The sequence below is a fragment of the Buttiauxella sp. JUb87 genome (genome assembly GCF_004361975.1).
Lineage (GTDB): Bacteria > Pseudomonadota > Gammaproteobacteria > Enterobacterales > Enterobacteriaceae > Buttiauxella > Buttiauxella ferragutiae.
On sequence record NZ_SNVY01000001.1, the window covers coordinates 1,498,784 to 1,512,377 of the forward strand.

Consider the following 13,594-nt stretch of genomic DNA (forward strand, 5'->3'; position numbering starts at 1 on the left):
GTGTGCCATAATCTTGCGGCCTGGCATACTTGAGCCGGGGAACGACAAAGGATTTTTAGACTATGCAACCCATTCAAGGGGCGGCTACGCGTCCTTCGGGGGAACCTCCCTCCACACCTTCTGCGGCAGGCGAATTTCCGCTTTCCTCCAAACAACGTACCGTTCTGGAACGATTGATCACGCGAATTGTTGCGCTAAACCAGCAACAAAGTGCTGAAGTGTGGGCGGGACTCAAGCATGATCTCGGGCTAAAAAGTGAAACACCACTGTTGTCGCGCCACTTCCCGGCAGCCGAACAAAATCTTAATCAGCGAGTTAGCGTGGCTCAAACCAGCCACGCCACACGCCAGGTGGTTCAGCAGCTCAGCGAATTGCTGGCGCAGGGCAATAATCGCCAGGCTGTCAGCGACTACATTCGCCAGCAATTTGGTCAGACTGCGCTAAGTCAGCTCACCCCAGAGCAGCTCAAAAGCGTGCTGACGTTATTGCAAAATAACCAACTGGCGATCCCACAACCGCAACAGCGCCAGGCCACCGACCGCCCGCTGCTTCCGGCAGAGCATAACTCGTTAAATAAACAGGTCGCCAAACTGACCGCCGCGACGGGCGAATCCGGAAAATTAATCTGGCAATCGATGCTTGAGCTTTCTGGCGTGAAAACAGGCGAACTGATTCCAGCCAAACACTTCACTTTGCTGACCACCTGGCTGCAAGCGCGCCAGACATTGAGTCAGCAAAATGCGCCTACCCTGCATACCATTCAGGCCGCACTGAAGCAGCCACTGGAACCGGCTGAATGGCAAGAGATGACCGATTACTCCCAGCAACGTTTCCAGGCGACGCCACAGACGTTACTGTCCGCAGCACAAGTGCAGGATATTTTGAATCAGGTGTTTTTAAAGCGGGCGCAACGCCAGCCAGCGGCGCTTGAGACACATCATATTCAGCCTATAGCCAGCCCAATCTGGGCACCGTTTATCGAGCCGATGAAAGTCGTGAGTGCGCGACCAGGCATGGCGCTGGTTGCGCTGGTTGTGGTCATGGCACTGCTGTGGATCGTGTTGTAGTGGTGCGTGATGCTGCCGTGCGGGTGAATGCGCCGTTCATCCTTTTCCGTCAGCCTGCCGTAGCGATCGTAATGGTAAAAACAATGCGCATCTTCGCTGCGGATGAGCTGCCCGGTGGGGCCGTAGTGGTAACGCTGTGTTCTGCCGTCAAAGCCGCTTTCCTGCGTCAGCCGGTCCAGGGTATCGTAGACAAAGTACATTAAAGGATAATACTACATAATATACGACGCATTAATTAATAGAATCATAATGATATCCTTTTAATTTCATTGCGCCATTAACTATTTCATAGACAAAAACCTCATAAACATTTCTTTTTATATACTCTGAGATATATGTCAATATAATCTCATTATTACTAAATAAATAATATGATTTTTTTACTTTTCAATGTCGATTTTTTGAATACCCCAAAATTTTTATTCTCAGCTTCAGTTAAAATACTTACAAATTGCTCTTCCGTTGCTTCAATTTTAAGTACACTAGATGTTTCGGCATAAATTTCAGCATACTCTTTTTTTTCATACATAGAATGAAATCTATCAACACATTTTTGTGCCAAATCCACATCTTATTGGAGCACAGGCGCATACAACGAGCATAATTACTAAAATATTCAAAGATCGCATAAATATTCCTTTTAATTAACCAAGCAGATTTGAGGTGTTTGACAAACAAGGCTTCCTGAATAATAACCAGCGCCGACACCAATACTAGCTGATGTTAAAGGTGAACCTGGATTGTCTAAATCATCCTGTATCGCAATGCCAAATCGTCCAAAAGCCCCACCACTTGCGCCAATCCCACCTGAGCGTCCTACCCCTGTCGACGGTTGAGCACCTGAGGTTGTTACGGTCAGAACTGCTCCAACATTACCTCCTGAACCCATATGTCCACATGCAGCCAGATAGAAGCAAATATCTGAAATCCAATCACCTTTCTTTTTACTAAACGCAACACCAAAGCCAGCATTTCCGCCTAATGTAACAATATCAAGTGATCCTGTTAGATCAATAGAAGTTGTTCCTTCAATTTCATCAACCCAAATTATGTCAAATAGGTTAACCAAACCCAGTGGATCAACCTCCTGCACTGGATTATTCGTATATTTATATAAATTCCCCCCCTCAACCCAATCGGATCCTGGGTAATATACCGCCCCTGCTGCGGGTCATAATAACGATGGCGGTTGTAATAATACAATCCTGTCTCTTCATCAGCCTGCTGACTCGGCAGACGAATGAGTTGTTGCAGATGATGCGGGTTTTCTTCTGTCAGCTGATTGCCCCATTCATCGTATTCTGCCTGCCAGGTTATCGCTCCTGCTTCATCAATCAGCGCCAGCGGCAGTCCCCGGTGGTCACAGTGGTAAAGATGGATTTTTCTCTCCGGGATGTGTTCCGGCTCCAGTTGGTTTTCCATCTGTTCCACGTTCAGCCCGCACTTCGCCAGCCACTACAGTGCCATAATTAAGTATTAACTGAATTATTTCTCTTTGAGTGTTACAACATGAATATCGTCATAAACTATTTGTTTTATTTTATCCCGACCATCTTCTTTCTTTATTATAAACATCTCATTCAATTCATAATTAGAGTATATCGAATGATAAGTCAATCTTATATTACCATCCCCAATCAATACCTTTACCTGATCGCTTTTTAATAACCTCCCATATTGATAACTTCCAAGCACAGAAGCATTTTTGTTCATAAGGGAAAAATAATCTGACTTTGTCATTGAATCTTTAAATTCTTTAGAAACTATATCTACATAAATTTTTTCAAAATCTTTTAAATTGAATTGCTCGTGAAATGCCTCGACTGTAAGCATTGCATCACGGGAACCTTCATCGCTGCAGCCAATCAATACTTGGGTGCTTAACATAACCCCAACAATATAGAATTTATATTTTTTCATGTTAATTCACTATGCATTTAGTATATTGCTGACAAGTAAGAACACCATTAAAACTCCCACCACCAAGCCCACCTATGCCGATTGCCGATGCATCAAACACGATTCCTTTGGCATAAGTATTCCCTGGATTCCAACCATTAGCACCTATACACATATTGTGATTAGCTTGTGCTACTTCATAGGGTGATGCTCCATTCTGTGTCATTAAAATATCTAAGCTACTAATATTTCTACCATAACCCTCAAACCCTGTACCTAAGTTGATTTGGCTGCTCAACCCCTTCGGATCTCTATATTGAACTGGATTTAGCGGATAAACATAAGCAGTCCACCCACCCCTTAGCCCAATAGGATCCTGGGTAATATACCGCCCCTGTTGCGGGTCATAATAACGGTGGCGGTTGTAGTACAGCCCCGACTCTTCATCCGCCTGCTGCCCCGGCAGCCGGATGAGCTGTTGCAGAGCCTGCGGGTTATCCTCTGACAGCAGGTTTCCCCATTCATCGTATTCCGCACGCCACGCAATAGCTCCCCCTTCATCAATCAGTGCCAGCGGCAGTCCACGGTGGTCGCAGTGGTACAGGTGGAGTTTTCTCTCCGGTGTGTGCTCCGCCTCCAGCTGGCTTTTCATCTGTTCTGCCGTCAGCCCACACTGCATCAGCCACTGGCGGCTTTGTTCACTGACCTGGTCAGTCCGCAGCTCCCGCTCCAGGTTATCCAGCAGGCTCACCAGTTCCGGCCTGAACGCCATCCCTGCATCCTGCTGCAGTTTCTCCGCCAAGGTACGACGGGGGGTACGTACAGTTTATCTGTGTACTGAGTAATAGTCCTATTTCAGTTTAATTACATTACCTCGTTTACCTGAATCATCGATATAAAAGCTTTGCAGGCATAAGTCTTTTTTATCATTATAATTGTAGATAAACTCCTCAATTAAAGAGTAGTGTTTATAAGTTGTTCGGTAACTTAAAATTATTTTTTTTGAGTTGATAACATTACTATGCAATAAAGTTGAATGTTCAAACTCACCGAACACCTCCATCTTTCCATTCATAATTGATAGAAATTCATCTCGGGGTGTTGCTTGCTGAAAATCATCACAGGATTCATTGTATATCTTATCTAAATGCTGGCTGTTATAAAGAGATTGAAATAAAGAAACCTTATTTTCAGCTTCCTTCCTTAAAGGTTTATCGTTTTTAAAGATAACACTAAACATGTATCTGAATAATATAAAAGCCATTACAACAATGATCAGTATTGTCAATTTATTTTTGTTCATCATTACCCCAACAACTCTGATAAACATTTTGCATATTGTGAGCAATTACTCAACTCACCGACCCAGGCTCCAATACCAGGACCTACACTTAAAATTCCAGTAAGATTACCGGTCATACACAAATCCTTCTGTTTACATGAACTGAAAATTGATGGTTACTCCAGGGCTGCCATTCAGAACTGCCGCATGTCCGGCGGCTGGCGGCTGTCCGCCTCCGGTGCTTCCGGCGGATTGTCCGTCAGACCGCAGTTCCAGTTAATCATCAGGGCATCGCCGCTGACGCTCTGCACACCCTGCAGATTAATGGCGGTGCCGTTGAGGAAGATTTTCCCGTCCTTCGTCAGCACCAGCCTCGCCATCCCGCAGCGCAGTTCCAGATGCTCACCTGCGGAATACACCGCCACTTTGCCGGTGCTCTCGGTGCGGTTTTTACCCACCGTGAAGGTGACATTCTCCCCGACGCTGACGTGATACCCCTTACCGACCACCAGCGATTTCTGTATCCCCACCTGTGAGGACTGCGTCAGCGCCACCGAGGTGTTCATCACGCCCCCGACGGTGGTCTGGTAAGCCAGCCCCACGGTCAGCGCGCGGACAATACCCACCGTCTCCGACTGGTTCTGGCCGACGGTGATACTCTGGTTTTGCCCCACGATTTCTTTCTGGTTTTGCACCACCGTCTGCAGCTGGTTTTGCTTCACGGTGATGACCTGGTTGCCACCGATGGTTTCGCTATGGTTGACTTTCACATCGGTGGTGCGGTTATTGAGCACTTCAGTGTCCATGTTCTTCTGCGCATGGAGGTACAGCTGCTCCGCTGAGGTCGCGTCATCAAAGCGCAGTTCGTTAAACCCGCTGCCCTTGTAGGTTTTTGAGCGGAGAGTCATCTGCGTTTTCGTTCCCGGCAGGTCTCCCGGTGAACCGTTAAATTCATGATAAGTCCGCCCCATCACTATCGGCTGGTCCGGGTCACCGTTGAGGAAATCGACTATCACTTCCTGGCCGACACGCGGTATCGCCAGGTGACCAAACCCGGTACCGGCCCACCCCTGCGACACCCGTATCCAGCACGAGCTGTCTTCCGTGCCGCCGTGATAACGGTCCCAGCGGAATTTCACCCGCACCCGCCCGTGTTCGTCGCAGAAAATCTCCTCCCCCGGCGGGCCGGTCACCACCGCACTCTGCGGGCCATCGACTTTCGGTTTGAAGCGCGGGGCCGGACGCCAGGTGCGTGTAGCGGGCATCACACTGAACTGGTTGATGAGGGTGGTGCCCTCGCCGCGACTGCCATGCAGCGCCTGCGGCTGGTCACCGGTCAGGATACTGCTCACCACCTGCCATTCCCGGTTCTGGGCCTTTATCGGGTGACCGGAAAGGGTGAAACGCCCCCCCGGCCATAACGTCGCTGACGTGCTGGTCCCCGTGGCAGTTTCCGCCTGATTGCGGCAGCCCTCGGTTTTGTAACGGGTAAAATCCCGGCCGTGCTGCTCATCCTTGAAACGCCCCGGATAATCATAAATTTCATACTGTGCGCGCTGGCCGTTCAGGCTGTCGGCCTTGTGGTTATACCTCCCCGGCCAGTCCGGTACCTTAAAGGTGTAATCCTGGCTCATGACCGAAGACGGCAGCACGTTCGCTTCGTAACGAAACACGCTGATGCACTCCCTGGTCACGTCCGGGGTATTCGGGTTAAAGGGAAAGGTATTTTCTGCGCGGACCAGGCCAGCTGCGTCATCACACAGCGTCAGTTTCTGCGCCTGCGCTGAGGCGTCATCGAAGAAGCTGATGCCTTCCTCGGCCCACAGTCTTGCCAGAAAATCCAGGTCAGTTTCCCCGTACTGAACGCAGAATTCCCGTGCCGGATGGCTCTCATAAAAGGAGGAGGTCCAGTCCGTGACGCCGTTTTCCGCCAGCAACGTGGCGGTGATGGTTCGGATATCCTGCTGCTGAAAAATACGGAAGTTCTGGCGCAGGCCGCAGCGCCACAGGGGAGGATGAATGCGGAAACGGTAGCGCATCTGCCAGCCGTTGTTCTCGCTCATGCCGAAGGTGGCAATAATGCCGCTGACATGGCGCACGGCGGTGGCACCCTGCCAGACCGTCAGCGTGGCATTCTGCTCGAGTAACTGTTCGGCAGTCTGGCGGAAGGAGTCGCTGGCAACATCGACGTCGAGGATAAAGGAGGAGGAATAATGCTGGCGGAGGAAGAAACTCACCACCGCAAAGGTGTCCGGCTCAAGCCCTGCCACCTGTAGCGTAAAACGCAGTCCTTTTACTGACATAATTCTTCCCTGTGCCGACGCGCTGCCGGACAAATGATAAACATGGTTAACAGGTGAAGAAGAATAAGCAGTCTGTTTTTTTATAGTGTGACCGCGGTCAGTTTTTCAGGTTGAAAATCAGAAAATTGATAAATATATTATTTATATATCAACTATTTAATTAATTTTGCGTATGGTTGCCCTAAAGGGATTTACACTGTGAATTAATCGTTCTGACTCAAAGCAAATTGGTGGGGAATAAGAGAAATAAAAACAAATCTACAAGATCTAACTTTTGGAATATTGACTTACAACGATCACTACCTCCATAGGAGATCGTGTAAGGATGGCAAAAAAACGGGGCACCCTTTATGGGCCGATGAAGATAGTGAGTGCGCGACCAGGCATGGCGCTGGTTGCGCTGGTTGTGGTCATGGCACTGCTGTGGATTGTGTTGTAGCAATTTGCCACCCATAACGGGTGGCAGACATTATTTACGGAAAGCGATTAATGTCACGACAATCCCCATGGCCGCAGAAATCGCTCCAGCAAGGAACACCGATGGATAGCCCATCGATGTGGCTAACAGCCCGGTTAGCGGGCCAGCGATACCGTAAGAGATATCCTGAAATGCCGCATAACCGCCGAGTGCTGTGCCGCGCACTTGCGCCGGAACGCGTTTCACGACTTCAACACCCAGCGCCGGGAAGATCAGTGAACAGCCGCAACCGGTGAGCGCCGCGCCCATTAGCGCAACGCTCGCTTCCGGTGCTTGCCATAACAAAACCAACCCGACAGTTTCTATCGCCAGCGAAATCAGAGCCACACGCACACCACCAAAACGGTCTGGCATCCAGCCAAAAAACACACGCATCAGGACAAAAGCGCCACCAAATGCGGTGAGCGTGAAACCCGCCCAGGCCCAGCCTTTAGCAGCAAAGTAGAGCGAAACAAAAGTACCGATAACAGCAAAACCAACCCCCTGCAATGCCAGACCGACTCCGGGTTTCCAGATAAGCCCAATCACGGCAAACAGCGCAGGACGCTCACCATTATGCGCCGGTACTGCACGAACGCGCCCATTGAACGCCCAGGCGACCAATGGCAGTGCAATGGTCGACACACCCAACGCGACAAATCCCCAATGGCTATTTAACAACAAACCCAGCGGTGCGCCAGCAGCTAATGCGCCATAAATCGCCATCCCATTCCAGGACATTACTTTGCCGGAACGCGCCGGGCCCACTAAACCCATTCCCCAGGTAAGATTGCCAGTCAGCAGTTGGCTTTCGCCAAAACCGAGAATCAAACGACCGACAATCAGTAACCCGAATTTAGCCATTGCATCAACCGGCAACAATGCCGCCAACAGATAAGCAACTCCCGCAAAGGCACAGGCACACATGCCTTGTAAGGTCGACCGCTTTGCACCTTGCTGATCCGCCAGGCGCCCTGCGTAACCACGTGTTAAAACCGTTGCCAGGAATTGAATTCCCACGGCAATCCCCACCATGGTGTTGCCATAGCCGAGTTGGTGGTGCACAAAAAGCGGGATAACAGGCAGCGGTAAGCCAACTGTCATATAGGTAAGAAACACCGCAAAGGTGATATTAAATAAAGACTTATTTCCTGATTTGGTATTTTTTAGCTGAGAATCAATCAATGCAGACATGCTGCTTACTCCATTTATTGCAGAGTAAGGCGAGGAAACCACCACGCCCTTTCCCTCTGAACGTTCAGATTAAGGGTGCGTTGGTTGACGTTGAACGCTTACGCATTATCAAATTGATAATGTTATGGCGAGATAGTGCCTTCAGTGATTGATGCTGTCAATAATTGTAAATGGCAAAAAAAACGGGGCGCCAAAGGCACCCCGTTAGAAATAATCGCTGTTTGCGATGAATTACGCGTTAACTTTGCGCATCACCAGCGTGGCGTTAGTCCCACCGAAACCGAAGCTGTTAGACATAACAGTATTCAGTTGACGCTCGGTAGTTTCAGTCACGATGTTCAGACCAGCAGCCTGCTCATCCAGCTCTTCAATGTTAATGCTTGGCGCGATAAAACCGTGTTCCAGCATCAGCAGAGAGTAGATAGCTTCCTGAACGCCAGCGGCACCCAGAGAGTGGCCAGTCATCGCTTTGGTCGCGGACATAGCTGGTGAGTTGTCACCGAAGACTTCTTTGATTGCGCCCAGTTCTTTCACATCGCCAACCGGCGTAGAAGTCCCGTGGGTGTTCAGGTAGTCAATCGGGGTATCCACACCATGCATTGCCATCTTCATGCAGCGCACTGCGCCTTCGCCAGATGGAGCAACCATGTCTGCGCCATCAGAAGTCGCGCCGTAGCCAACGATTTCAGCGTAGATGTGTGCGCCACGAGCCAGAGCGTGCTCCAGTTCTTCAACTACAACCATACCGCCGCCGCCTGCGATGATGAAACCGTCACGGCTCGCATCATAGGTACGGGACGCTTTGTCCGGCGTTTCGTTGTATTTGGTCGACAGTGCGCCCATTGCATCGAACTCACAGGCCATTTCCCAGCACAGCTCTTCGCCGCCGCCAGCAAAAACGATATCCTGCTTGCCCAGCTGAATTTGCTCAACAGCGTTACCGATACAGTGCGCAGAAGTCGCACATGCGGAGCTGATGGAGTAGTTCACACCGTGAATTTTGAACGGAGTCGCGAGACATGCGGAAACCGCAGAACCCATCGCTTTGGTCACAACATAAGGACCAACCGCTTTCAGACCGCGCGGGCTACGCATTGCGTCTGCACCGAACACCTGAGATTTGGAAGAACCACCGGAACCTGCAATCAGGCCAACACGCGGGTTGCTTTGATAAACTTCTTCTTTCAAACCAGCATCTTCAATAGCTTGCTGCATTGAAAGATAAGCATAGACAGAGGCATCGTTCATGAAACGGACAACTTTACGGTCAATCAGGCCGGTGGTGTCCAGTTTAACGTTACCCCACACGTGGCTGCGCATTCCAGAATCTTTGAACTCTTGAGAGAAAGTGATCCCCGAGCGACCTTCACGCAGAGATGCCAGGACTTCCTGCTGGTTGTTACCGATGCTGGAAACAATGCCCAGACCAGTAATCACTGCACGTTTCATTCAATACCTCTTCCACTGCACTATTTAGGATTTCGACAGGCACAATAGCGTACACTTGTACGCCGAACAAGTCCGATCAGACAAAACGGCCTGAAATTTGCGCCGCTTCGCACACATCGTTACTATCCTTTCACTGCCTGCCAGACGAGTAACTTACGTGAAACACTCCCCAATACAATCGGCCAATCTGGGCTTTAACGAAGAGGGTACACCTGTATCCCGAGAGTTCGACGATGTTTACTTCTCTAATGATAATGGACTGGAGGAAACTCGTTATGTCTTTCTTGGGGGAAATCGTTTGTCAGAACGTTTTGCGACCCACGACCGCTCACTGTTTATCGTCGGTGAAAGCGGATTTGGCACTGGACTTAACTTCCTGACTTTATGGGAAGCTTTTGAACAATTCTGCCAAAAACAGCCGAATTCTACCCTACAGCGCCTGCACTTTATTAGTTTTGAAAAATTCCCTCTGACAGCGAAAGATTTACACGCTGCTCATGCGCACTGGCCCGAACTGGCATCTTTTGCTCAGCAATTGCAGCAGCAATGGCCACTACCTATCGCGGGTTGTCATCGCCTTTTACTGGCTGGCGGACGCGTCACTCTGGACCTCTGGTTTGGGGATATTAACGAGCTAATACCGCAGTTAGATGACACGTTAAATAATCAGGTCGACGCCTGGTTCCTTGATGGTTTTGCCCCGGCAAAAAATCCAGACATGTGGACGCCGCAACTATTTAACGCAATGGCAAAACTGGCTCGCCCAGGTGGCACGCTGGCGACATTCACCTCCGCAGGATTTGTGCGTCGTGGTTTGATTGATGCCGGTTTCACGATGACCAAAAGCAAAGGTTTTGGACGCAAGCGCGAAATGCTGACGGGAGTGATGGAAAACGCCCTCGAATCGCCACCCCGCGCGCCCTGGTATGCTCGCCCCGCAGCCCGAGGCAACGAAGTCGCGATTATTGGCGGCGGTATTGCCAGCGCCCTGCTGTCACTCGCTTTGCTACGTCGTGGCTGGCAGGTCACGCTGTACTGCGGAGATAGTGCTCCGGCCCTTGGCGCTTCCGGCAACCGCCAGGGCGCGCTTTACCCGTTGCTCAATACCCACAGCGCCACACTCACCCGCTTTTTCAGCGCTGCATTTACCTTTGCCCGCCGTTTATATGACTCATTGCCAGTAGAGTTTGATCATGACTGGTGTGGCGTCACGCAACTGGGCTGGGACGAAAAGAGCCAGCATAAAATCGAGCAACTGCTGAGCCTCGAATTTCCAGAATTACTTGCCAGAGCGGTGAGTGCCGAAACGGTGGCAGAACTGTGTGGCGTTGAAACAGGCCATGGCGGAGTCACTTACCCGCTCGGTGGCTGGCTATGCCCGGCACAACTGGCAGCCGGAGCATTGGCGTGCGCCGAAAAGATGGGATTAAAAACGCATTATCAGCATCGTGTTGAATCCTTAAGCAAGGCATCTGATGCGTGGCAATTAACCTTCGCTGACAACACCGTTCAGCAGCATGCCGCAGTGGTGTTAGCCAACGGCTATAAAATCAATAAATTCTCGCAAACCGAGAAGTTACCGATTTCCGCTGTCGGCGGACAGGTGAGCTATATTCCCACCACGCCATCACTTTCAGAGTTACGCCAGGTGTTGTGTTACGACGGTTATCTGACACCACAAAACCCGAACAATCAGCAACATTGCATCGGGGCGAGCTATCATCGGGGCGTGGAGGAGATGCGCTATAACGATGAAGATCAGCAGCATAATCGCCAGCGTTTGCTTAACTGCCTGCCGGATGTGCAATGGCCTCAAGACGTCGATGTCAGGGCCGGAGAAGCTCGTTGTGGAGTCCGCTGCGCGTCACGCGATCATATGCCGATGATTGGATCTGTTCCTGACTACAACGCCACACTTGAAGCTTACGCAACGCTGGTTGAAAGCCATGAAAATGCCGAAACCGCGCCGGTATACCCAAATCTGTTTATGCTGGCATCCCTCGGTTCGAGAGGGCTTTGCAGTGCGCCACTGGCGGCAGAGATTCTGGCAGCACAAATGAGTGATGAACCCGTTCCGATGGATGGTGAAACACTGGCAGCGTTAAATCCGAATCGATTTTGGGTGAGAAAATTGCTGAAGGGGAAAGAAGTTAAATAGGGGAGAGTTTAACGCCCTCACCCCGGCCCTCTCCCCCAGGAGAGGGAGAAAAGCGTACCGAACAGTTCCCTCTCCCTGGGGAGAGGGTTAGGGTGAGGGGGAATATCTTAAAACTTCGCCTGCTGGTACAAATTGTCCCACATACCCAGCACTAAAGACTGGTCGCGCGGCGAAAGCTCACCTGCCTGAATCGCTTTCTCCAGGCTGCCGGATACCGCACCGTGCAGCGCTTCCGGGCTGTGATCTTCACCATGCTCTACATCGGCAACAGCCAGAGTCAGGTGGCCACGCAGATAACCGCTGGCAAACAGCTCGTCATCACTGGCTGTCTCAACCATTTCATCAATTAGCGCCAGTATGCGTGTCTCAAATTCCGCGATCATCGTACTTCCTCTTTTTTTGCAGGTAATTAATTTAAATCTTCCGGCCACGGGAATTGTTCTGCGGCCAGCGGCGGGGTTTTGTAATACTCCCGCAGTGCTTCAATCAGTTTTGCCGTGCGAGCCGGTATGCCCTCTTGCAGGTAAATCATCACCTGCGCATGCACCCGACGCTGGAAGGCGATTCTGTCCGGGTCGACATCGCCGCTCAGGTTGTCGCAACTGACATTGAACGGGAAGTTGGCTGCCACGCACAGTAACCATTCCTGTGCCTGGGGTTTAACTTCCACATCCTCGAATTTACTTTGTGTCTCGGCATCACGCCCATCAGGGCAATACCAGTAACCAAAATCCACCAGTTCACGGCGCGCTTTGCCAGCGATAAGCCAGTGGGAAATCTCGTGCATCCCGCTGGCGTAATAACCGTGGGCAAACACTACACGGTGATAAGGAATTTCCGCATCTGCTGGAAGATAGATCGGTTCGTCGTCGCCTTTAATCAGACGTGTATTAAAATCGTCTTTAAAGCAGCCATCGAAAATATCGATAAGTTCCTGATAATGGTGTTCTGTTTTTATTGTCATCATTGCGGTTGTCATCTCAAGCTATCCCCAACCAATGGAGGATCTCCGTTCCGTGGCTATCAAATAAGAGTTTGGCACTCATCACCGCCGAGACAATCACTATCATCGGGCGGATCAGTTTTTGGCCTTTACTCAATACCAGACGCGATCCCATTCGCGCCCCTATAAATTGCCCGGCCATCATCACAAAACCGGTTCCCCAAATCACTTTCCCGCCAATGATAAACAGCAGTAAGCCACCGAGGTTAGACGCGGCGTTTAACACTTTGGCGTGAGCGGTGGCTTTGGCGAGGTTAAAGCCGCATAACGTGACAAATGCCAGCGCGTAAAAAGAACCCGCACCAGGGCCAAAGAAACCGTCGTAAAACCCGACACACCCGCCAGCGACCAGCGCAAATGGCAGGCCGTATAAGCGACGCTGTCGGTCTTCGGCACCCAGTTTTGGCATCAATAAGAAGTAAAGACCGATGCTAATGACCAGTATTGGCAGAATTTGGCGCAGCACGTCTGATTTTACATGCTGAACCAGTAACGCACCGGTCATTGAGCCGATCAACGTCATCAGAATATTGAGTTTCTGATCTTGCAGGCTGACCACTTTGCGGCGAATAAAATAGATCGAGGATGAAACTGAACCGCCGCAGGCCTGCAACTTGTTGGTCGCCAGAGCTTGAGCCGGTGACATTCCTGTCGCTAACAATGCGGGTATAGTAATCAAACCGCCCCCACCCGCCAGAGCATCGATAAACCCTGCACCCATGGCGACAAAAAACAGCACCGCCAGCATCAGGGGGGAAACCATAAACCATTCCATGATTTTA

General features: G+C 50.4%; 12 protein-coding genes and 2 pseudogenes. 3 read left to right on the plus strand and 11 right to left on the minus strand.

Annotated features, from left to right (window positions below):
• Window positions 1–62 precede the first annotated feature (62 nt).
• Both flk and EC843_RS24645 read left to right on the plus strand, forming a co-directional pair.
• On the plus strand, window positions 63–1,067 hold the full coding sequence (gene flk, locus EC843_RS07050) for a flagella biosynthesis regulator Flk (RefSeq protein WP_064544748.1): 1,005 nt from the start codon (window positions 63–65) through the stop codon (window positions 1,065–1,067).
• A complete protein-coding gene (locus EC843_RS24645) occupies window positions 1,052–1,270 on the plus strand; it encodes a hypothetical protein (protein ID WP_208111311.1) in 219 nt (72 codons plus the stop codon). Before flk ends, EC843_RS24645 begins: the two co-directional genes overlap by 16 nt.
• 155 nt (window positions 1,271–1,425) lie before the next feature.
• Here EC843_RS24645 and EC843_RS24800 read toward each other — a convergent pair whose 3' ends face one another.
• The 8 genes and pseudogenes from EC843_RS24800 to fabB form a co-directional block, all read right to left on the minus strand.
• Window positions 1,426–1,596 carry a hypothetical protein gene (locus EC843_RS24800; RefSeq protein WP_243739130.1) on the minus strand — a complete coding sequence of 57 codons (171 nt, stop codon included), beginning with the start codon at window positions 1,594–1,596 and terminating at the stop codon, window positions 1,426–1,428.
• 111 nt (window positions 1,597–1,707) lie between these two features.
• Window positions 1,708–2,522: pseudogene (locus tag EC843_RS07065) on the minus strand (RHS repeat-associated core domain-containing protein); the annotation flags it as partial.
• Window positions 2,523–2,552: 30 nt separating this feature from the next.
• The gene (locus EC843_RS07070; protein WP_064544743.1) at window positions 2,553–2,987 is read right to left on the minus strand and encodes a hypothetical protein; all 435 of its coding nucleotides are present in this window, start codon (window positions 2,985–2,987) and stop codon (window positions 2,553–2,555) included.
• A 1-nt stretch (window position 2,988) separates the two neighbouring features.
• A pseudogene (locus tag EC843_RS07075) lies at window positions 2,989–3,786 on the minus strand (RHS repeat-associated core domain-containing protein); the annotation flags it as partial.
• Between the two features lie 30 nt (window positions 3,787–3,816).
• A complete protein-coding gene (locus EC843_RS07080) occupies window positions 3,817–4,269 on the minus strand; it encodes a sugar tyrosine-protein kinase (protein ID WP_133521969.1) in 453 nt (150 codons plus the stop codon).
• Between the two features lie 173 nt (window positions 4,270–4,442).
• Window positions 4,443–6,551: a type VI secretion system tip protein TssI/VgrG gene (gene tssI, locus EC843_RS07085; protein ID WP_133521970.1), complete on the minus strand. Its 2,109-nt coding sequence runs from the start codon at window positions 6,549–6,551 to the stop codon at window positions 4,443–4,445.
• A 469-nt stretch (window positions 6,552–7,020) separates the two neighbouring features.
• The gene (locus tag EC843_RS07090) at window positions 7,021–8,202 is read right to left on the minus strand and encodes an MFS transporter (RefSeq protein WP_121815170.1); all 1,182 of its coding nucleotides are present in this window, start codon (window positions 8,200–8,202) and stop codon (window positions 7,021–7,023) included.
• A 231-nt stretch (window positions 8,203–8,433) separates the two neighbouring features.
• A complete protein-coding gene (gene fabB, locus EC843_RS07095) occupies window positions 8,434–9,651 on the minus strand; it encodes a beta-ketoacyl-ACP synthase I (RefSeq protein WP_064544726.1) in 1,218 nt (405 codons plus the stop codon).
• Between the two features lie 157 nt (window positions 9,652–9,808).
• On the opposite strand from fabB, the gene mnmC reads away from it, so the two are divergent.
• A complete protein-coding gene (mnmC, locus tag EC843_RS07100) occupies window positions 9,809–11,809 on the plus strand; it encodes a bifunctional tRNA (5-methylaminomethyl-2-thiouridine)(34)-methyltransferase MnmD/FAD-dependent 5-carboxymethylaminomethyl-2-thiouridine(34) oxidoreductase MnmC (RefSeq protein WP_208111312.1) in 2,001 nt (666 codons plus the stop codon).
• A gap of 107 nt (window positions 11,810–11,916) precedes the next feature.
• On the opposite strand, the gene EC843_RS07105 is transcribed toward mnmC, so the two are convergent.
• The 3 genes from EC843_RS07105 to EC843_RS07115 are packed head-to-tail and all read right to left on the minus strand — an operon-like array spanning window position 11,917 to window position 13,587.
• Entirely contained in the window at window positions 11,917–12,192 is a 276-nt protein-coding gene (locus EC843_RS07105) for a YfcL family protein (RefSeq protein WP_133521972.1), read from the minus strand.
• Between the two features lie 26 nt (window positions 12,193–12,218).
• On the minus strand, window positions 12,219–12,773 hold the full coding sequence (locus tag EC843_RS07110) for an elongation factor P hydroxylase (protein WP_166642053.1): 555 nt from the start codon (window positions 12,771–12,773) through the stop codon (window positions 12,219–12,221).
• A gap of 16 nt (window positions 12,774–12,789) precedes the next feature.
• Window positions 12,790–13,587, minus strand: a complete 798-nt coding sequence (locus tag EC843_RS07115) for a sulfite exporter TauE/SafE family protein (protein ID WP_121815168.1) — start codon at window positions 13,585–13,587, stop codon at window positions 12,790–12,792.
• Window positions 13,588–13,594 lie beyond the last annotated feature (7 nt).

Bases quoted from the DNA above. Each gene is read 5' to 3' on its own strand.
- flk (WP_064544748.1), top strand. From the start codon at position 63: ATGCAACCCATTCAAGGGGCGGCTACGCGTCCTTCGGGGGAACCTCCC.
- EC843_RS24800 (WP_243739130.1), bottom strand. From the start codon at position 1,596: ATGTATGAAAAAAAAGAGTATGCTGAAATTTATGCCGAAACATCTAGT.
- EC843_RS07070 (WP_064544743.1), bottom strand. From the start codon at position 2,987: ATGAAAAAATATAAATTCTATATTGTTGGGGTTATGTTAAGCACCCAA.
- EC843_RS07080 (WP_133521969.1), bottom strand. From the start codon at position 4,269: ATGAACAAAAATAAATTGACAATACTGATCATTGTTGTAATGGCTTTT.
- tssI (WP_133521970.1), bottom strand. From the start codon at position 6,551: ATGTCAGTAAAAGGACTGCGTTTTACGCTACAGGTGGCAGGGCTTGAG.
- EC843_RS07090 (WP_121815170.1), bottom strand. From the start codon at position 8,202: ATGTCTGCATTGATTGATTCTCAGCTAAAAAATACCAAATCAGGAAAT.
- fabB (WP_064544726.1), bottom strand. From the start codon at position 9,651: ATGAAACGTGCAGTGATTACTGGTCTGGGCATTGTTTCCAGCATCGGT.
- EC843_RS07105 (WP_133521972.1), bottom strand. From the start codon at position 12,192: ATGATCGCGGAATTTGAGACACGCATACTGGCGCTAATTGATGAAATG.
- EC843_RS07110 (WP_166642053.1), bottom strand. From the start codon at position 12,773: ATGACAATAAAAACAGAACACCATTATCAGGAACTTATCGATATTTTC.
- EC843_RS07115 (WP_121815168.1), bottom strand. From the start codon at position 13,587: ATGGAATGGTTTATGGTTTCCCCCCTGATGCTGGCGGTGCTGTTTTTT.